A 19,652-nucleotide genomic window follows, 5' to 3' on the forward strand; every position below is an offset into this window, starting at 1 on the left:
GCTCCTCAGATCGCCAGATGGAAGTTGGTGTTGTCCAACGCGCTGGTGTTGACGTTGTTCAGCGTTCCCACCAGATGGGAATTGGTGTTGTCGGCGGCGTTCATGTTGGTGGTGTGCCACAACTCCACGTCGGCGCCGTTCTGGATGGCGACGATGCCGGCATTGGCGTCGCCGAAATCCTGGGCCGTGCCGCTGATGGTGGTGGTGCCCTCGGCATAGGTGGCCCCGGCGGTGCCGCTGGTCAGGGTGCCGCTGGTCCCCAGGCCGAAACTGCCGTCGGAAAGCGAGATGCTGTCCGTGGCCGCGTTGAAATCGGTGACGACCGCGGTGGCGGTGGCCGAGGAATCAAGGGCGAAGACGTCCGATCCGGCTCCGCCGGTCAGGGTATTGGTGCCGTCGCCGCCAGCGAGGGTGTCGTTGCCCGCGCCGCCCACCAGGGTGTCGTTGCCCGCCGTGCCGGTGATGTGGAAGTTCAGGTCCGCCGCGTTGATGGTGCTGGCGCTGCCGACCACATAGCCGCCGTCGGAACCGATGTTGGAATCCGAGCTTCCCTTGTAGATGTACAGCGCGTCGTCGAGGGCGGAATAGAAGCCGTCGCCGATGACGCCGCCCGTCCGCGCCGACCCGCCGGTCAGCGATGCCTGCCCATCGTTATAGGTGGCGACCACCTCGAAGCCCGAGACGTCCACGTGGGACCCCGTCAGCGAAAGGTCGATGTGGTCGGTGCCCGAGGTGAAATCGGTGATGACGTCGCGGCTTCCATCGACGGAATCGTTGGGGTCGGTGATGACGAAGGCGTCGGCGCCCGCGCCGCCGGTATAGGTGTCGGCCCCTGACCCGCCGACGAAGCTGTCGTTGCCGGTCCCGCCGATGAAGGTGTCGGAATGGGTCGAACCGACCAGAACCTCCACGTTGACCACGGTGTCGGTGCCGCCGCTATGCGCCACGCTGGCGGTGGTTCCGGTGATGGTGGCCTCGATTCCGATGCCGCTGGTGGCGTAGCTGACCGTATCCGCTCCATGGCCGCCGTCCAGGTAATGGGAGCCGCCGGCCGCCATGATGAGGTCGGCGAAATCCGATCCCCGGACCCCGGACATGCCGGTCAGGGTGTCGGTATAGGCGCCATGGGTGGCCGTGCCGCCCACCAGATCGACGACAACGCCGCTGGTCTGGTCGCCGTAATTGATCGTGGTGGTGCCGGCGCTGCCGTCCAGGGTGTTGTTGCCGGCACCGCCGGTCAGCACCCAGGTGCCGGTGCCGCCGGTCAGGGTGTCGGCGTAATCGCCGCCGACGATCTGGTTGAGCGAGGAACTGAGGCTCACCGTGGTGGCGCCGCCGACCACCGCGACGGTGCCGCTGGACATGTCGGCGACCACGGCGGCGGATGCGTGACCGAAATCGGCGATGTCGGTGCCGCCGCCGCCGACCAGGCTGGCATTGCCCGAATGCCAGACCAGGATGTCGTCGCCGGTATTGCCGGTCAGCGTGCTGTCGGAGGCGGTTCCCACCACGATGTAGTTGGTGGCCGCCGTGGTGGCGCCGCCCTCGCCGACCACGTAATGCGTCCCGCCTCCGGTCAGGTCGACCAGCTTGTTCATGGCGTTGGCCACGTTGGTGATCTGGCCGCCGCCGTCCATGGTCATGACGATGTCCGAGCCGCTCCACGCGATGTCGCGCACCAGCGATTCCGCCGTGCGGCCGGACACGTCCAGCGCCAGGGTGCCGCTGCCGCTGGAATTATCGACCATCTGATTGGCGGTGGGAGCGGCGGTCAGGGTGACGGAATCGGTGCCGCCGCCGCCGCTGAAGGACCAGGCCCCCGAACCGTCGGTGGTGACCGTGTCGCCGTAGGTCCCGCCGACCAGAACCTCGACACCGGACAGAGTGTCCGTGCCGCCGGAATGAACGACGGTGGCCGAGGATCCCGAGACCGTGGCGGTGATCGCCGCGCCGGTGGTGGCATAGCTGGCCGTATCGGTGCCGCTGCCGCCGGTGATGACGTTGCTGCCGCTGCCGGCACTGAAGATGTCAGCCCCCGCCCCGCCGGCCAGGGTGTCGTTGCCGCTGCCACCGGACAGTTCGTCGTTGCCGTTGCCGCCGGTCAAGGTCAGGTTGGTTGTGCGGTTATTGCCGTAGATACTGATGGAACCGGTGGCAACCGCCCCGCTGACCACATTGAGACCGGCGGAATCGCCCTCGGCCCCCAGCTGGACTAATTGCGACGCCCCGTTGGTCGAGGCCAGGGTCAGTGTCTCGATGCCGCTCAACGTCGCCATCTGGGTGGCGCCAAGACTGGCGGTGTCGCTGATCACCAGTTGGTCGTTGCCCGACCCGCCCACCACCGACAGCCCGGCGAGGATAACTGCGTTGGTGGTGGTAACCGTGTCGTTGCCGTTGCCCAGGTCCACCTCGGTCAGGCCGCTGCCCACCAGCAGGGTATCGGCCGACGCGGTGGCGGTGAGCGTGCCGCCGGCATAGGTCAGGTCGCCGTCGGCAAAGCGCAGGGTCTCGATCCCGTTCAAGGTGTCGGTGCCGTCGGTGCCGCTTTGCGCCGCCACGGTGAGCGAACCGCCGGTAATCGAGATGGCGTAGTTGGACATGTTGCCGGAAAACACCGCCACATCGGTTCCCGCGCCGCCGACAATAGTGTCGTTGCCCGCGTTGCCGGCGATGGTGTCGTTGCCGCCGTCACCCCACAGATACTCGCCCGCCGCGCCGCCATTGATGATGTCGTCGCCCTGGCTGCCCTGGACGGTGACGTTGGCGGAACTGGTGACGTTGATGGTGAAGCCGTCGCTCTGATCGTCGAACTTGAACCACTGGCCCGCCGTCGTCGCGTTGGTGATGTTGATGGTCTCGATATTGACGATCTGGCCGTTATTGCCCAGGCCGTCGTCGAAATTCACCGCGTCGATGGACAAGACGTCGCCGGTGCCGCCGCCGCCATCCATCAGGGCGTCGTTGCTGGCGCCGTGGATCACGTCGTTGCCCAGGCCGCCCACGAATGAATCGGCGCCGGAGCCGCCCGTGAAGGTGTCGGCGCCGTTGCTGCCGGTCAGGGTCACCGCCGTGGTCAGGGCCGAGGCGTCGGCGGTGATCCCGCCCGTGACGGTGGAGAAGTTGATGGCCGAAATGGCGATTCCGGCATTGGTGGTCACCGCCACGTCGCCATTGGCGAACCGCAGGGTTTCCACCGTATCGACCTTGTCGGTGCCATCGGTGCCCGACTGCGCCGCCACCGTGATGGTCGTCCCGCTTAAGGTGTAGGTGTAGTCCTGGGCATTGTTGTTGAACAGGGCGACGTCGGTGCCGGCCCCGCCGATGATGGTGTCGTTGCCCGCGTTGCCGGCGATGGTGTCGTTGCCGCCGTCACCAAACAGATACTCGCCGGCCGTTCCGCCGTTGATCACGTCGTTGCCCTGGCTGCCCTGGACGGTGACGTTGGCGGACGAGGTGACGTTGATGGTGAAGCCGTCGTTCTGATCGTCGAACTTGAACCACTGCCCCGCCGTCGTCGCGTTGGTGATGTTGATGGTCTCGATATTGACGATCTGGCCGTTATTGCCCAGGCCGTCGTCGAAATTCACCGAGTCGATGGACAGGGCGTCGCCGGTCCCGCCGCCGCCGTCCATCAGGGCGTCGTTGCTGGCGCCGTGGATCACGTCGTTGCCCAGGCCGCCGGTGAACGAATCGGCGCCGGTCCCGCCGGTGAAGGTATCGTTGCCGCTGCCGCCGATGAACGTGGCCGCCTGATTGCCCCCGACCAGGACCACGTCGCCCGACGAGGTCGAGCCGTCGAGGATGATGCCTTCAAAATTGGTGATGGTCTTGCCGCTGATGTCCAGCGTGCCCGCCACGGTCTGGTAGAAGGTGACGGAATCGCCGTCGCCCGAGTTCCCGTCGATCAACACATTGACGCCGGGAGCCGAGGTCTCGTCGAACGTGACGGACGAAGTGCCGGTGCCGGTGGCGATGGTCTCGATGGAATTCAGCACGATGCCGGTCAGGTCGAAGGTTCCGCCGCCATTGGCCTGCGAGATGACGTCGACGCCGGCGCCGCCGTTGATGGTGGTGAATTGCTGCGGATTGGCGCCGCCGCCGAGAATGACGGTGTTGCCGCCTGCCGCCAAATTCAGGACCTCGATCCCGCTCACCGTCCCGGCGGCCAGATCGACGGTTCCGGCATCGGTAACGGTCAGGGTGTCGACGCCACTGCCGCCGCTGTCGCTGATGGTGTCGCCGGCGGTGAAATTGGCCACCGCCGTCTCGTAGACACTGGAACCCGCACCGCCGTCGAGATTGTCGGTCCCCGCCGTGGTGGAGAGCGTTCCCCCGCCCACGGATATCGACGCGCTGTCGCTCGCCGTGCCGCCCTTACCGTCCGAAACGGTATAGGTGAAGGTCAGGGTACCGGAGGAGGCCGGGGTGTAGACCACGTCGGAACCGACGATAGTCGCGGTTCCGTTGCTGGCCGTGATGGAACTGATGGTCAGGACGTCCCCGTCCGAATCGCGCGCGTTGCTCACCAGCGAGGAGATCGCAATGGTGCCGGACGCCCCCACCGTACCCGTGCCGGTCAGCGACACGGTGCCCGTGACGATCGGGTCGTGGTTGACGGGAATCGGTTCTGGCTTCGGGTCCGGCTTGGGATCCGGCTTGGGGTCGGACTTAGGATCCGGCTTTGGTTCCGGCTTAGGCTCCGGATTGGGATTCGGCAGGCCGACCGGTTGCGGCGGCAATGTAACCGGCTCGGGGGAACTGGTCGTAGCGGGCTCACCGCCGGTACCGTTATTCCCCGACCCGGTCGGGCCGGTGGGGCTCCCCGTTCCCGTCGCGCCAGGCAGGACGGGCGGCGAGGTCGGCGGCGCGGCGGGGGCGGGGGCGATATTGGCCACCGCCGCCGCGGCATTGGCCGACACCGACCACGAACCGCCCGAGGTGGCGCCGATGATACCCGATCCGGCGGAATTGAGCGTGAAGCTTCCCCCGCCGCCCAGCGCGGCCACCGCCACCTCGCCGACGAAGTTGGAGCCGGGGTCGGGCAGCAGGGCCACGGTGGTGGCGCCGCCTTCGGCCACGGCGCCGGCCACGGTGGTGCCGCGGATGCCCATGGTCATGACGGGAGTGGCGATGCGCGCCGCGTCGGGCTGGGTCTTGGCGATGTCGCCCGACACGAAGGAGAAGCCGCCCTGGGCCACCAGGAAGGATTCCTTGCCGGTCTTGGTGGCGGGGTCGTAGGAGAATTCGTCCAGCCCGACCAGGCCCTTGTCCTTCAGGACGAAGGTGGTGCGGTCGGCGAAGACCATGGAAATCTGGGCGCCCTGCGCCGTCTCCACCGAATCGCCCTGCATCAGCGGCGCGCCGACCTTGGCGGGCGTCTTCTGGCCGTTGTGGACGATCCAGGCGTCGCCCGAAAGCTTCTCCACCTTGCCGATCACCACCGGGCTGGCGGAGTCCTTGGTATCGGCCACCGGGGTGGCGAGGTTCTTCGCCGCCGGAATCTGGGACGGATCAATGTGCATGGCACCAATCCTCAACGCCGATCGTCATGGCGCCCCGCTCCCCGTTCTTGGGGAAACGGACCACGCCGGCCATTTCAGCTTGAACGAATTCAATGAAAAAATCATGTCGTTGCGCAACAGCGGGTCCAGAACCATACGTAAGATGGGCTTGGCCCCAATGACGATGGAAGCGGTTCCCGCCATGCCGGAGCGCACCGGCCAGGCCACGCCCTTGCCGTCGATCAGCTCGACCTTGTCGGAGCGGATCTGCACCTTGTAATAGGTGGAGGTGACGGCGCCCCTGGCTTCCTCGAAGGAATCGGCGCCCACCATCACCACACGCCCCGGCAGCGAGCCGAAGCGGAACTGGTCGTAGGCCGACAGGCGTACCGAGGCGGAAAGGCCGGGGCGCAGATGGCCGATGTCCTGGGGCGGCACCTTGGCCTCGACCACCAGGGTGTCATCCAGCGGCACGATGTCCATCAGGGTGTCGCCGGGCCGGGCCACCTGGCCGACGCTGCTGATGGCGCTCATCTTGACGATGCCCTTGACCGGCGAACGGACCTCCGAGCGGGATTCCCGGTCGCTGGCCACTTCCATGGTGGCTTTGAGCGCCGCCAGCTCGGCCTCGACCTTGCCGATCTCGTCCAGCACGCCGGCCCGCCAGCCCTTCTCGAATTCCGACAGCCGGGCTTCGGATTCGCTCATCTGGGCCTTGAGGCGCGAGATGGAATCGCGCGCCGTCGAGACCTCGGTGTCGAGCATCAGCTGCTCGCGCTCCAGCTTGACGATCTCCTGGTTGCCCACCACGCCGGAATCATAGGCCTTCTTCTTGATGCGCATCTCCTCGACGCCCTTGGCCTGGGCGCGGGACAGTCCGGCGACCTTAGTCTCTGTCTCCACCACCTCGCGGCGGCGGCGCTCGATCTCGCGCGAGATCACCGTGGCCTGCTGGGCGCGGTGGGACAGGCGTTCGGCGTGGATGGAGGTCTCGCGCTTTCGGGTCTCGGCGTCGATCTCCACGTCCCTGGGCCAGCGGATCTCGGGCGTTCCGTCCAGATCAGCGCGCAGCCGGGCGGCGCGGGCCTGATAGGCGGACCAGCGGGCCCGCTTGTCGGCCAGGTCGCCGGCGCCCTGGCTGTTGACCAGCCGGACCAGCACGTCGCCCTCGGCCACCAGGGTGCCTTCGTGGACCAGCACCTCGGAAATGGTGCCGCCCTCGAAATGCTGGACGTGGCGCACCTGGCTGGAGGGCTCGACGCGGGCCTGGGCGGTCACCACCTCGTCGATCTCGAGAACGGCGGAAAGGCCGACCAGCACGGCGAAGGCCAGCACCGACCAGATCAGCAGCCACGAGGCCGAAGGCGGCGTCAGCTTGGGCGCGATGCCGTGGATGGGCGAACGGAAGCTGTCGAGGGGGCCGCCGGCCATCTTTAAGCCCCTCCCGCCGGAGTGCTGGCGGCGCGCCGCGTCACGTCGGCCAGCTTGCCCTTGTCGAGGCGCGCCACCTTGGCGGCCAGGGCCACCACCGCCGGGCGGTGCGAGATGACCACCAGCGAATTCCTGCCCACCGCCTGATGGATGCCGGCGATGGCGCGCTTTTCCGAGGCTTCGTCGAGAAAGGCTGTGGGCTCGTCCAGGATGGTCACCGCCGCGCCCCGCAGCAGGGTGCGGGCCAGGGCGATGATCTGGCGCTGGCCCCCCGACAGGTTGCGGCCGCCCTCGACCACCTGGAAGTCGAGGCCCATGCCCATGGGCATGACGCCGCCGGCGCCCAGCAGGTTCATCATGCCCACCATCTGTTCGTCCGAGACCAGCCCGTCGAAGCACAGATTATTGCGCAACGTGCCGGAATAGAGCGGCGGGGTCTGCGGGCACACCGCCATGTGGCGGCGCAGGTCGGCGGGGTCCACCAGGGCGATGTCGACCCCGTCCAGCAGCACCCGGCCCGAAATGGGGCGAATGACGCCCGACAGCACCTTTTCCAGGGTGGTCTTGCCCGATCCCGACGGCCCGATCACCGCCATCCGCTCGCCCGCCTCCAGATCCAGGGAGATGGAATCCAGCGCCGGGTTGAAGGCATTGGGATAGCGGGCGGTCACCGCCTCGACCGCCAGCCCGCCGCGCGCCACCGGCCGGTGGATGAGGGCCGAGCCGGTGGGCCGTTCGGTGGGCCGCCCGGTGACGGTGCGCAGTGCTTCCAGCGAGGCCACCGCCGACTGGACCTGGGGCACCACCGAGACCATCTGCATGGCCGCGCCGGTAAAGCGGGTGGCCAGCATGGTGGCGGCGAGGATCACGCCGGCGCTCATGCCGCCGTCCAGCGCCCGCCACGCCCCCAGCCCCACGGCCAGCAGCAGCGCCAGATTCTGGGACAGCATGGAGAGGTTGCCGCGTGCCGCCGACAGCGTGCGGATGGCCCGCGCCGTGGCGGCGTAGAGCGCGGTGCCGTGGCGGAACTTGGCCTGGAGATAGGTGGCGGCGCCGACGCGCCGCACCGTCTCGGGATCGGAGAAGGATTCCTGGGCGGCCTGGGCCCGCTGGGTGGCGGCGCCCGACAATTCCTTGTAGAGCAGCTTCTGGCGGTGGATGGCGAACAAGGTGCCGCCCGCCACCACGACGTTGAGCGCCAGCACGGCCAGCGCGATCACCGGATCGCACAGGAACAGGCCCACTAAGAACAGCAGCATGAACGGCAGGTCGGCCAGCAGCGACACCGCCGCCGCCCCCAGCCCGTCGCGGATGGAATCGAAATCCTGCAACAGCCGCATCAGATGGCCGCTTGGCGCCGCCGCCCCCTCGAAGCGGGTCTCCAGGATGCGGCGGTGCATGTCCATGGCCAGGCGGATGTTGCCCTCGTGCAGGGCGTCCTCGACGAACAGGGCGCGCAGGCGACGGAACACCTGCTCGAACAGGGCGGCGCCCAGGAACATCAGCACCATGGCGCCCAGCGAGTCGAGCAGGCCGTGGGGCAGCACCCGGTCGTAGACCTGGGCCGAGAAGATGGGGGCGGCCAGAGCCAGGACGTTGGCCAGCATGCCGGCCAGCCCGGCGCGCACCACCATGGGCCGCCACGAGGACAGCAGCGCCGGCCACGAGGTGGGCAGGGCGGCGGCCTCGCGGTCGAGGCGCGGGCGGATGAACAGCATGCGGCTCGGTTGGCCCTCGGCCGGCGCCATCACCAGGGCGCGCGGCTCGCCCGGACCCAGCACGACGCAGGGAAACAAATCGGCGCCCAGCCGGGCGGGATTGACCCCGTCCTCCACATGGGCGGCGAAACCATAGCGTCCCAGCGCGGTGACCCAGGGATTCTGCGCCGCATCGGCACTGGCCATGCGGTAGGAATCCTTCAGCGCCGACGCCGCGACCGCATGACCCAACGAGCGCAGGCAGGCGGAAACGGCCTTGGCCTTGTCGTCGAGGCCCTCCAGCTCAACCGGTCTGGGGGGCAGCATCGGCGGTGGTTTCCGGCGGCGGGGAATCGGTGAAGGTCTCGGACGGCGGCACGTGGTCGATGCCCTGGGCCGCCTTGAGACGGGCCTTGGCCCCTTGCAGGTCGGAATAGAGGATGAAGCGCCTGAGCGTCGACAGCATGGCCGAGGCTTCCGCCTTGATCTCTTCCATGGCGCTGCCGGCGCCCGCCTGCTTGGACTTGGCGGCCAGCCCGGTGATGCGGCGGTCGATGGCGGCCATCTGCTCGGTCAGGCGGTATTCCTTGAGCGCGTGGCGGACCTGGATGTCGGCCACATGCACCTGGGTCAGCACCGCCATGCCCATGGCCAGGCGCCGGGCCCGGGTGGTCTCGGCGGTGTTCTGGGCGTTGCCGATGCGCTTGGGCGCGGTCAGGATGTCCACCAGATTCCACGCCACATGGGTGCCGGCGTCGACCCAGGCGTTGTACTTGATGAAGGAATTGGAATCGTAGTGGCCGCCCATGAACGGGCCGATGCCCGGCAGGGTCTTCAACAGCTCGGTGCGGATGTCGTTACGGTCGATGCGGAACTGCACTTCCTCGGTCTTCAACTCCGGCCGGTTGGCCAGCGCGACGGCCTCCATTGCCTCGACGCTCGTCTCCGGGTCCTCGACGGAGAGGAAGGAATCGTCCTTCAGCTCGGCCAGATCGAAGGCGTTGGCCGACGGCACCCCCATATGCCCGGCCAGATCGGCCTTGGCGGTGGAGGTCTGGCGCTGCAGCTCGGCGATCTGGCGCATGGTGTCGACGATGGCCCGCTGATGCCCCAGCATCTGCATGGGGTCGCCCACCTTGGTGCGCTCGGCGGTCTCGGCGTCCTCCACCGACTTGACCAGGCGGGCTTCCAGCGACTTGTACTTGCGGTTGGCGTAATCGTTGATCACCGCCTTCCAATAGGCGGCCTGGACGTCCTGGATCAGCAGGTGCTGGGCGCGGCGGCGCTTTTCCGCCGCCAGGACCATCTTGTCCTCCTCCTGGTCGGCGCGCACCATGGCGATGCCGAAATCCACCAGATTCCACGATGCGGTCAGGTCGCCGGTGCGGCTGACCTTGTCCTCGCCGGTGCTGTAATCGGTGCTGATGGCGCCGGTGCCCACATCCTTCGAGGTGGTCAGCTTCCTGGGATTGCGCTTGGACCAGTTTCCCTTGGCCGCCAGCTCGGGCAGCATGGCGAACAGCGACAGGTCGGCCTTGCCGGCGGCCAGCACCTCCTCCATCACCTTGACCCGGGCGTCCAGATTGTGGGCCACCGCCAGGGCGACGGCGTCTTCCAGGGTCAGGGGACGCTTCAGCACCTCCTGGGGCAAAGACTCGGCATGGCGGTTGATATCCTGGCGTATCTCGGCCAGGTCCTCGGGCATGGCGGAACAGGCGGACAGCAAGGCCGCCGCGCTCACCCCCAGAACCGCATGACGAAACACCGTACGGCCGGACAAAACGCCCCCCTTCTGTATCAAGGCGCACGAATTCAACATATTACTATCGCCGACAGAATCTAAAGTTTCCATGAAGGAAGGGACGCCATCCCTATGTAATACCTCCATCTATAGGTTTCGCAGGACAGGGCTGCTTGCCGGGCGGAACCATATTCTTGGCGAAAGCGCCACGAATCGTGATATCTCACCGCGTCGCTTGCCGCCCCAGGCGGAAAGCCCCGGAGCCGAGGCTCCCTCTTATGTCTGACGAAAGCACCCCCCTCTCCATGGATTTCTTTCCCGCGGGCCATCCGCTGCTCAAGGCGCTGACCGAGCGCGACTACACCGACCCCACCGCCGTCCAGGAAGCCGTCCTGGAGCCCGGCGCCATGGGACGCGACCTGCTGGTCTCCGCCCAGACCGGATCGGGCAAGACCGTGGCCTACGGCCTGGCCATCGCCGACACCTTGCTGGGCGAATCGTTCGTGCTGGACCGGGCGGCCGAGCCGCTGGCCCTGATCGTCGCCCCCACCCGCGAGCTGGCGCTGCAGGTCCACCGCGAGCTGTCGTGGCTGTACGAACATGCCGGCGCCCGCGTCGTCTCCTGCGTCGGCGGCATGGACCCGCGCGCCGAGCAGCGCATGCTGAGCCACGGCGCCCACATCGTGGTGGGCACACCCGGCCGCCTGCGCGACCATCTGGAGCGCGGCGCGCTCAGCGTCGGCAGCCTGAAGGCGGTGGTGCTGGACGAGGCCGACGAGATGCTGGACCTGGGCTTCCGCGAGGACCTGGAGTTCATCCTGGAGGCCACGCCCCAGGAACGCCGGACCCTCCTGTTCTCGGCCACCCTGCCCCACGGCATCGTCGCCCTGGCGAAGCGCTACCAGCGCAACGCCTGGCGCATCGCCGTCTCGGCCGGCACCCAGGGTCACGCCGACATCGAATACCGCGCCGTACGCGTGGCGCCGAACGAGATCGAGCACGCGGTAGTCAACCTGCTGCGCTATTTCGAATCGCCCACCGCCATGGTGTTCTGCAACACGCGCGATTCCGTGCGCCATCTCCAGGCCATCCTGCTGGAGCGCGGCTTCGCCGCCGTGGCGCTGTCGGGCGAGCTGGGCCAGAACGAACGCAACAACGCGCTGCAAGCCCTTCGAGATGGAAGGGCCCGGGTCTGCGTCGCCACCGACGTGGCGGCGCGCGGCATCGACCTGCCCAATCTGGGCCTGGTGATTCACGCCGAACTGCCCCAGAACGCCCAGACGCTGCAGCACCGCTCGGGCCGCACGGGCCGCGCCGGCAAGAAGGGCGTCAGCGTCCTGCTGGTGCTGCTGTCGCGGCGGCGCAAGGCCGACATGCTGCTGCAGACCGCCGGCGTCCAGGCCATCTGGAGCGGCGCGCCGTCCCCTGAGGACATCCACCGCCTCGACCAGGAACGCCTGCTGGCCAGCCCCCTGCTGGCCGAGGAGAATTCCGAGGACGATCTGGAGATGGCCCGCGCCCTGCTGGCCGGGCGCTCGGCCGAGGACATCGCCTGCGCCCTGGTCCGCCTGTACCGCTCGCACCTGCCCGCCGCGGAAGAAGTGTTCGATCCCGGCCCCGGCTCGCCCACTCGCGAACCCCGTGAGCACCGCGAGCGCGAGCCCCGCCCGCCGCGCGAGGGCAAGGGCCCCGGCCTGCCCGGCGGCTCGGTGTGGTTCCGCATGAATATCGGCCGCCAGAAGAACGCCGATCCGCGCTGGCTGATCCCCATGATCTGCCGCCAGGGCAAGGTCACCAAGGCCGAGATCGGCGCCATCCGCATCTTCGAGCGCGAGACCCGCTTCGAGATCGACGCCGCCCACGCCGACCGCTTCGCCGTCGCGCTGCGCCAGATCGAAAAGGCCGAGGTGCGCATCGAGCGCCTGGCCGAGCACGCCGCGGCCCCGCCCGCCGAGCCCGCCGCCCCCGGGCCCGACAAGGCCAAGATCAAGCACAAGGGCCAGAAGCCCAAGGCTCCCTGGAAGGACAAGAAGCCGCACCGCAAGGGGCCCAAGCCCTCCTAACGCACATTGTGTTGACTCTGGAGACGGGTCGGACTAAAACCCCACCCTCTTCAGATTTCTGGAGACCCCGCCTCCGAGGAGGCCCGCTGGTCCGCGAGTTTCGCGCACCGGCGTGTAATTGTTTATGGACGGATCATGTTCGAGAGCTTGAGCTCAAGACTGGGTAAGGTGTTCGAGAAGCTGACGGGCCGTGGCGCCCTGTCGGAAGCCGATGTCACCGAGGCCCTGCGCGAGGTTCGCGTCGCCCTGCTCGAGGCCGACGTGGCGCTTTCCGTGGTCAAGGAATTCATCGGCCGGGTGAAGGCCCGCGCCGTGGGCGCCGAGGTGATCAAGTCGGTCACTCCGGGCCAGATGGTGGTCAAGATCGTCCATGACGAACTGATCGCCACGCTGGGCACCAAGGGCAACGAGCTGAGCCTGTCGGCCGTGCCCCCCGTGGTCATCCTGATGGTCGGTCTCCAAGGTTCGGGCAAGACCACCACCTCGGCCAAGATCGCGCTGAAGCTCAAGAAGGAGAAGAAGAAGGTTCTTCTCGCTTCGCTCGACGTCTACCGCCCGGCCGCCCAGCAGCAGCTGCAGATTCTGGCCGGTCAGGCCGAAGTGGGCTCGCTGCCCATCGTCATGGGCGAGATGCCCGTCGCCATCTCCAAGCGGGCGCTCGACGTGGGCCGCAAGGAAGGCTACGACGTCGTCATCCTCGACACCGCCGGCCGCCTGCACATCGACCAGGAGCTGATGGCCGAGGTCGCCGCCGTGCGCGACGCCACCAAGCCCACCGAGACCCTGCTGGTCACCGACGCCATGACCGGCCAGGACGCCGTGACCCTGGCGCGCGAGTTCAACGAGAAGGTCGGCGTCACCGGCATCGTTCTTACCCGTATCGACGGCGACGCCCGTGGCGGCGCCGCGCTGTCCATGCGCGCCATCACCGGGCGCCCCATCAAGTTCCTGGGCGCCGGCGAAAAGCTCGACGCGCTGGAAGTCTTCCACCCGGACCGTATCGCCGGGCGCATTCTCGGCATGGGCGACGTGGTCGGCCTGGTCGAGAAGGCCATGGAGACCCTGGACCAGGAAGAAGCCGAACGCCTTGCCAAGCGCATGGAGAAGGGCAAGTTCGACCTGGACGACATGCGCAAGCAATTCGCCCAGGTGCGCAAGATGGGCGACCTGAAGGGCATCCTGGGCATGCTGCCCGGCATCGGCAAGATGGCCGGCGCGCTGAAGGACGCCAATATCGACAACAAGATGGTCGCCCGCCAGGAAGCGATCATCTCGTCCATGACCAAGGCCGAGCGCAAGAACCCCGACCTGATCAAGGCGTCGCGCAAGAAGCGCATCGCCACGGGCGCCGGGGTCGAGGTCCAGGACGTCAACAAGCTGCTCAAGCAGTATCAGCAGATGGCCGACATGATGAAGAAGGTCGGCAAGCTGGGTCAGAAGGGGTTGATGCGGCACGGCATCGGCGGCCTTTTGCCCCCGGGTATGAAGTTCGGGCGGTAGATCCGCCCAGAGGTAATTCGGTTTCGAACAGAGGAAGACCTAAGAATGGCTCTGAAGATTCGTCTCTCCCGCGGCGGCGCCAAGAAGCGTCCGTTCTACAAGATCGTCGTCGCCGACGCCCGCGCGCCGCGCGACGGCCGCTTCATCGAGAAGGTGGGCACCTACAACCCCATGCTGCCGAACGACAACGGCCAGCGCTGGATCCTCGACGAGGAGCGCGTGAAGCATTGGCTGTCCGTCGGCGCCCAGCCGACCGACCGTCTGGTCCGCTTCTTCGCCGACAAGGGCCTGGTCGCCAAGCCGACCCGCCCCGAGCAGACCAAGCAGCCCCAGCCCAAGGCCAAGGCCCAGCAGCGCGCCAAGGACGAGGCCGACCGCGCCGCCGCCGCCGCCGCCGAAGCGGGCGAGTAATCACCCATGGGACCTCGTGTCCGCGTCGGCGTGATCGCTGGCGTCCATGGGGTCCGGGGCGCCGTCCGCATCAAGAGCTTCACCGAGGAGCCGGCCGATATCGGCTACTACTCACCGGTGGAGAACGAGGCGGGCAGCGTCAAGTACCGGCTGAAGGTGAACGGCGAGGTCAAGGGCCTCGTCATCGCCACGCTGGAGGGTGTTACGGACCGTAACGCCGCCGAGGCGCTCAAGGGCACCGAGTTGTGGGTGTCGCGCGAGCGTCTGCCGAAGTCGGGCGAGGACGAGTTCCTCTATTCCGATCTGATCGGGCTGGTGGCGGAAACGGTGGACGGCAAGAGATTGGGCACCGTTCGCGCGGTGGCCGATTACGGGGCCGGCGACGTGCTGGACATCAGACTGGAGCCGAAAGGCGACATGATGGTGCCCTTCACCAAGGCCTCGGTGCCGGACGTGGATGTGCCGGGCGGCAGGCTGGTGGTGGTTCCGCCGGTCTATGCGCCCGACGAGAAAGAGGATCGGGACGGTGGAGAGTAAGGCGCCCTGGCGGGCTTTGATACTCACCATCTTCCCCGAGATGTTTCCGGGGCCTCTCGGCCTGTCTTTGGCAGGTCGGGCGCTGGAGGAGGGCAAGTGGGCTCTCGACACGGTGGATATCCGGGGCTTCGCCACGGACAAGCACCGGTCGGTGGACGACTCGCCCTTCGGCGGCGGAGCCGGAATGGTGATGCGTCCCGACGTGCTGGACGCCGCCATCAAGGGCGCGCAAGCGCCGGGGCCGCTGGTGTACATGACGCCGCGCGGCCGGCTTTTGAACCAGGAGCTGGTTCGCGAGCTGGCGGCGGGGCCGGGTGTGAGGGTTCTGTGCGGGCGTTTCGAAGGGGTTGACCAGCGGTTGCTGGAAGCCCACGGGGCGCTCGAGGTCAGTGCCGGCGACTTCGTCCTTTCGGGCGGCGAGCCGGCGGCGCTGCTGATGTTGGACGCCATCGTCCGCCTGCTTCCCGGCGTGATCGGGAAGGAGGAATCGCTGGTGGAAGAGAGCTTCGAATGGGGATTGCTGGAATATCCCCATTATACCCGCCCCCAGGTCTGGGACGGGCGAACGGTGCCGGAGGTTCTGCTTTCCGGTCACCACGAAAAGATACGCGCCTGGCGGAAGCGTCAGGCAGAGGACATAACCCGGCAGCGCCGGCCCGATCTGTGGGATCGGTACGTCGCGGCCAAGAACGTGAGTGAGGGTTGAGCCATGGTTAACATCATTGAGCAGCTCGAGAAGGAGCAGATCGAGAAGCTGACCGCCGCCCGCGGCGTCCCCAGCTTCGCTCCGGGCGACACGCTGAAGGTCAACGTCAAGGTGATCGAAGGCAATCGCGAGCGCGTGCAGGCCTATGAGGGCGTGTGCATCGCCCGCAAGAACGACGGCGTGAATTCGTCCTTCGTGGTCCGCAAGATCTCCTACGGCGAAGGCGTCGAGCGTATCTTCCCGCTGTACTCGCCCAACATCGCCTCCATCGAGGTGGTGCGCCGCGGCGACGTGCGTCGGGCCAAGCTGTACTACCTGCGCGACCGTCGCGGCAAGTCGGCCCGTATCGCCGAGCAGACCACCGGCCATTCCGGCAAGGTCTCCGCCGCCGAGCGCGCCGAAGCCGCCGCCGCCAAGGCCGCCAAGGCCAAGGAAGAGTAGTCTCTTCCTTCTCGCTTTCCGGCTTTACGCTCCTCAGGCACTCCGGTCCCGTTCCGGTCCTTGTTTTCAGGACCGGGGCGGGGCCGGACGCCGAGGGGAAGTGACCGAGTGGTGCGGCCTCTTGTCGGGGGGCGTTCGCGTCCCGAGATATCAGGCCGCTGTCCGCTGCCAATTCTAGGGATTCGACATGGCCAAGCCCCGCACGTTGTTCGACAAGATCTGGGACGCCCATCTGGTGGACGTCCAGGATGACGGCACCTGCCTGATCTACATCGACCGCCACATGGTCCACGAGGTCACCAGCCCGCAGGCCTTCGAGGGCCTGGAGATGTCGGGCCGCAAGGTGCGCCACCCCGAGCTGACGCTGGCCGTCGCCGACCATAACGTGCCGACCACCGACCGCTCCAAGGGCATCGAGAACGAAGAGAGCCGGATTCAGGTCGAAACCCTGGAAGCCAACGCGGCCAAGTTCGGCGTCGAGTACTTCGCCATGGACGACATCCGCCAGGGCGTCGTTCACATCGTCGGGCCCGAGCAGGGCTTCACCCTGCCCGGCACCACCATCGTCTGCGGCGATTCCCACACCGCCACCCACGGCGCCTTCGGTTCGCTGGCCTTCGGCATCGGCACCTCCGAGGTCGAGCACGTGCTGGCCACCCAGACCCTGGTGCAGAAGCCCGCCAAGAACATGCGCATCACGGTCAACGGCAAGCCCGGCCCGGGCGTCACCGCCAAGGACATCGTGCTGGCCATCATCGGCAAGATCGGCACCGCCGGCGGCACCGGCTACGTGGTGGAGTTCGCGGGCGAAGCCATCCGCGACCTGTCCATGGAAGGCCGCATGACCGTCTGCAACATGACCATCGAGGCGGGCGCCCGCGCCGGCCTGGTGGCGCCTGACGAGAAGACCTTCGCCTATATCGCCGGCAAGCCGCGCGCCCCCAAGGGCGCCGCCTTCGAGGCCGCCGTCACCTACTGGAAGACCCTGTTCACCGACGAGGGCGCCACGTTCGACGCCGAGATCGAGTTGGACGCCGCCTCCCTGGTGCCGCAGATCACCTGGGGCACCAGCCCCGAGGACGTCATTCCGATCACCGGCACCGTGCCCAACCCCGCCGACATCAAGGACGAGGCCAAGAAGAAGGCCGTCGAGCGCTCGCTCGAGTACATGGGCCTCGCCGCGGGCCAGAAGGCCACCGACATCGCCATCGACGTGGTGTTCATCGGCTCTTGCACCAACGGCCGCATCGAGGACTTCCGCGCCGCCGCCGAAATCTTCAAGGGCCGCAAGGTCGCCAAGGGCGTGCAGGTCCTGGTGGTTCCCGGCTCCGGCCTGGTCAAGGAGCAGGCCGAGGCCGAAGGCCTGGACAAGGTGTTCCTCGAGGCGGGTGCCGAGTGGCGCGAGCCCGGCTGTTCCATGTGCCTGGCCATGAACGCCGACCAGTTGAAGCCGGGCCAGCGCTCGGCCTCGACCTCGAACCGTAATTTCGAGGGCCGTCAGGGCCGCGGCGGGCGCACCCATCTGGTCAGCCCCGCCATGGCCGCCGCCGCCGCCATCACCGGCAAGCTCACCGACGTTCGCTCGCTGTAAGGGAAACGGACATGGAAAAGTTCACCGTTCTCACCGGCGTCGCGGCGCCGCTGCCCATGATCAACGTCGACACCGACATGATCATCCCCAAGCAGTTCCTGAAGACCATCAAGCGCACGGGTCTGGGCAAGAACCTGTTCGACGAGATGCGCTATACCCCCGACGGCAAGGAAGTCGCCGACTTCGTGCTGAACAAGGCCGCCTACCGCTCCGCCAAGATCCTGGTGGCCGGCGCCAATTTCGGCTGCGGCTCGTCGCGTGAGCATGCCCCCTGGGCCATCGCCGATTTCGGCATCCGCTGCGTCATCGCGCCCAGCTTCGCCGACATCTTCTTCAACAACTGCTTCAAGAACGGCATCCTGCCCATCAAGCTGCCGCAGAGCCAAGTGGACAAGCTGCTGGACGACGCCTCACGCGGCGCCAACGCCATCGTCACCGTTGATCTGGCCAAGCAGGTCATCACCGGTCCCGACGGCGGCTCCATCAGCTTCGAGGTCGATCCCTTCCGCAAGCATTGCCTGCTGAACGGTCTGGACGACATCGGTTTGACGCTCCAGCGCGAAGGCAAGATCGCGGCGTTTGAAGAAGCCCGCAAGACCGCCTCGCCCTGGCTGTAGCCGAGGGAATTCGACTCTTTCCATTGCTTGACGGGGCCGCCCCCAGGCGTTAGGCAGGCATCCGTTCGATATATCTTATATGCTCGGGAGTACAGCATGGCCGCCAAGAAGCTTTTGATCCTTCCCGGTGACGGCATCGGCGTCGAAGTCATGGCGCAGGTCCGCCGGATCATCGACTGGATGGCCCGCAAGCGGAAGGTGGAGTTCGAGATCACCGAGGGCCTGATCGGCGGCGCCGCCTACGACGTCCATGGCACTCCCTACCCGGCCGAGACGCTGGAGGCCGCCCTGGCCGCCGACGCCGTGCTGCTGGGTGCGGTGGGCGGTCCCAAGTGGGACGACCTGCCCTTCGACAAGAAGCCCGAGCGCGGCCTGCTGGGCATCCGCAAGGACATGGGCCTGTTCGCCAACCTGCGTCCCGCCACCGTGCTGGAAGCCCTGGCCGACGCCTCGACCCTGAAGAACGAAGTGGTCGCCGGCCTGGACATCATGATCCTGCGCGAGCTGACCGGCGGCCTGTATTTCGGCCAGCCGCGCGGCATCGACACCCTGCCCGACGGCACCCGCAAGGGCTACAACACCCTGGTCTACACCACGCCCGAGATCCAGCGCATCGGCCGCGTCGCCTTCGACCTGGCGCGTAAGCGCAACAAGAAGCTCTGCTCGGTGGACAAGGCCAACGTGCTGGAATGCACCGTGCTGTGGCGCGAAGAGATGATCAAGCTGCAGAAGGAAGAGTTCCCCGACGTGGAGCTCTCCCACATGTACGTGGACAACGCCGCCATGCAGCTGGTCCGCAATCCCAAGCAGTTCGACGTCATGGTCACCGAGAACATGTTCGGCGACATCCTGTCCGATTGCGCCGCCATGCTGACCGGCTCGCTGGGCATGCTGCCGTCGGCCTCGCTGGGCGAAGCGGACGCCCAGGGGAAGCGCAAGGCGCTGTACGAGCCCGTCCACGGCTCGGCCCCCGACATCGCCGGCAAGGACATGGCCAACCCGCTGGCCACCATCATGTCCTTCGCCATGTGCCTGCGCTACTCGTTCGACATGGCCGCCGAGGCCGATTTGATCGAGACCGCCGTCAAGAACGTCCTGAAGGGCGGCCTGCGCACCGCTGACATCATGCAGCCCGGCAAGGCCAAGGTCTCCACCACCGTCATGGGCGAGGCCGTGGTCCGCGAGCTGGACAAGCTGAACGCCTGATCCTTTCCGGATCTCGCCACACGACGAGGCGGCGGCCCCCATGGGGCCGCCGTTATCGTTTCTGGCCCCCCCACTCGCGCCAACGGCAATCAAAAGCATCTGGCGATAATTTATCGTCTATTTTAGAGTCTTGCTCGCCCACGCCATATTTCCAATAATTGCTTTTCCTGACTGCGCATCGCGTAAAAAAGGTCTCTTTTCCGCCGCGTT

General features: G+C 67.2%; 13 protein-coding genes. 9 read left to right on the forward strand and 4 right to left on the reverse strand.

Annotated features, from left to right (window positions below; all coding sequences use genetic code 11):
• Window positions 1–5: 5 nt before the first annotated feature.
• From XM1_RS01285 to XM1_RS01300, 4 genes are read right to left on the reverse strand one after another with little or no spacing between them, the layout of a single operon-like run.
• Window positions 6–5,522 carry a cadherin-like domain-containing protein gene (locus XM1_RS01285; protein ID WP_068428522.1) on the reverse strand — a complete coding sequence of 1,839 codons (5,517 nt, stop codon included), beginning with the start codon at window positions 5,520–5,522 and terminating at the stop codon, window positions 6–8.
• A gap of 24 nt (window positions 5,523–5,546) precedes the next feature.
• Window positions 5,547–6,932, reverse strand: coding sequence for an HlyD family type I secretion periplasmic adaptor subunit (locus tag XM1_RS01290; protein WP_068428525.1), 1,386 nt, complete (start codon window positions 6,930–6,932; stop codon window positions 5,547–5,549).
• Between the two features lie 2 nt (window positions 6,933–6,934).
• Complete coding sequence (locus tag XM1_RS01295) at window positions 6,935–8,956, reverse strand: peptidase domain-containing ABC transporter (RefSeq protein ID WP_068428528.1); 2,022 nt, start codon at window positions 8,954–8,956, stop codon at window positions 6,935–6,937.
• The gene (locus XM1_RS01300; RefSeq protein WP_231920646.1) at window positions 8,934–10,409 is read right to left on the reverse strand and encodes a TolC family protein; all 1,476 of its coding nucleotides are present in this window, start codon (window positions 10,407–10,409) and stop codon (window positions 8,934–8,936) included. The genes XM1_RS01295 and XM1_RS01300 overlap by 23 nt, the downstream gene beginning before the upstream one ends.
• 266 nt (window positions 10,410–10,675) lie before the next feature.
• On the opposite strand from XM1_RS01300, the gene XM1_RS01305 reads away from it, so the two are divergent.
• From XM1_RS01305 to leuB, 9 genes are all read left to right on the forward strand, one after another.
• Window positions 10,676–12,433 (forward strand): DEAD/DEAH box helicase, encoded by a 1,758-nt coding sequence (locus XM1_RS01305; protein ID WP_068437355.1) that lies wholly within the window; start codon window positions 10,676–10,678, stop codon window positions 12,431–12,433.
• A gap of 135 nt (window positions 12,434–12,568) precedes the next feature.
• Window positions 12,569–13,933, forward strand: coding sequence for a signal recognition particle protein (gene ffh, locus XM1_RS01310; protein ID WP_068428533.1), 1,365 nt, complete (start codon window positions 12,569–12,571; stop codon window positions 13,931–13,933).
• A 45-nt stretch (window positions 13,934–13,978) separates the two neighbouring features.
• On the forward strand, window positions 13,979–14,344 hold the full coding sequence (gene rpsP / locus XM1_RS01315; protein ID WP_068428537.1) for a 30S ribosomal protein S16: 366 nt from the start codon (window positions 13,979–13,981) through the stop codon (window positions 14,342–14,344).
• A 6-nt stretch (window positions 14,345–14,350) separates the two neighbouring features.
• Window positions 14,351–14,881, forward strand: coding sequence for a ribosome maturation factor RimM (gene rimM / locus XM1_RS01320; RefSeq protein ID WP_068428540.1), 531 nt, complete (start codon window positions 14,351–14,353; stop codon window positions 14,879–14,881).
• Window positions 14,841–15,587 (forward strand): tRNA (guanosine(37)-N1)-methyltransferase TrmD, encoded by a 747-nt coding sequence (trmD, locus tag XM1_RS01325; protein WP_068428543.1) that lies wholly within the window; start codon window positions 14,841–14,843, stop codon window positions 15,585–15,587. Before rimM ends, trmD begins: the two co-directional genes overlap by 41 nt.
• 3 nt (window positions 15,588–15,590) lie before the next feature.
• Window positions 15,591–16,028, forward strand: coding sequence for a 50S ribosomal protein L19 (gene rplS, locus XM1_RS01330; RefSeq protein WP_068428546.1), 438 nt, complete (start codon window positions 15,591–15,593; stop codon window positions 16,026–16,028).
• 187 nt (window positions 16,029–16,215) lie between these two features.
• Window positions 16,216–17,619, forward strand: a complete 1,404-nt coding sequence (gene leuC, locus XM1_RS01335; RefSeq protein ID WP_068428549.1) for a 3-isopropylmalate dehydratase large subunit — start codon at window positions 16,216–16,218, stop codon at window positions 17,617–17,619.
• Window positions 17,620–17,630: 11 nt separating this feature from the next.
• On the forward strand, window positions 17,631–18,236 hold the full coding sequence (gene leuD / locus XM1_RS01340) for a 3-isopropylmalate dehydratase small subunit (protein ID WP_068428552.1): 606 nt from the start codon (window positions 17,631–17,633) through the stop codon (window positions 18,234–18,236).
• Between the two features lie 96 nt (window positions 18,237–18,332).
• Window positions 18,333–19,442 (forward strand): 3-isopropylmalate dehydrogenase, encoded by a 1,110-nt coding sequence (leuB, locus tag XM1_RS01345; RefSeq protein WP_068428555.1) that lies wholly within the window; start codon window positions 18,333–18,335, stop codon window positions 19,440–19,442.
• Window positions 19,443–19,652: the final 210 nt, after the last annotated feature.

The sequence above is a fragment of the Magnetospirillum sp. XM-1 genome (assembly GCF_001511835.1).
Taxonomy (GTDB): domain Bacteria; phylum Pseudomonadota; class Alphaproteobacteria; order Rhodospirillales; family Magnetospirillaceae; genus Phaeospirillum.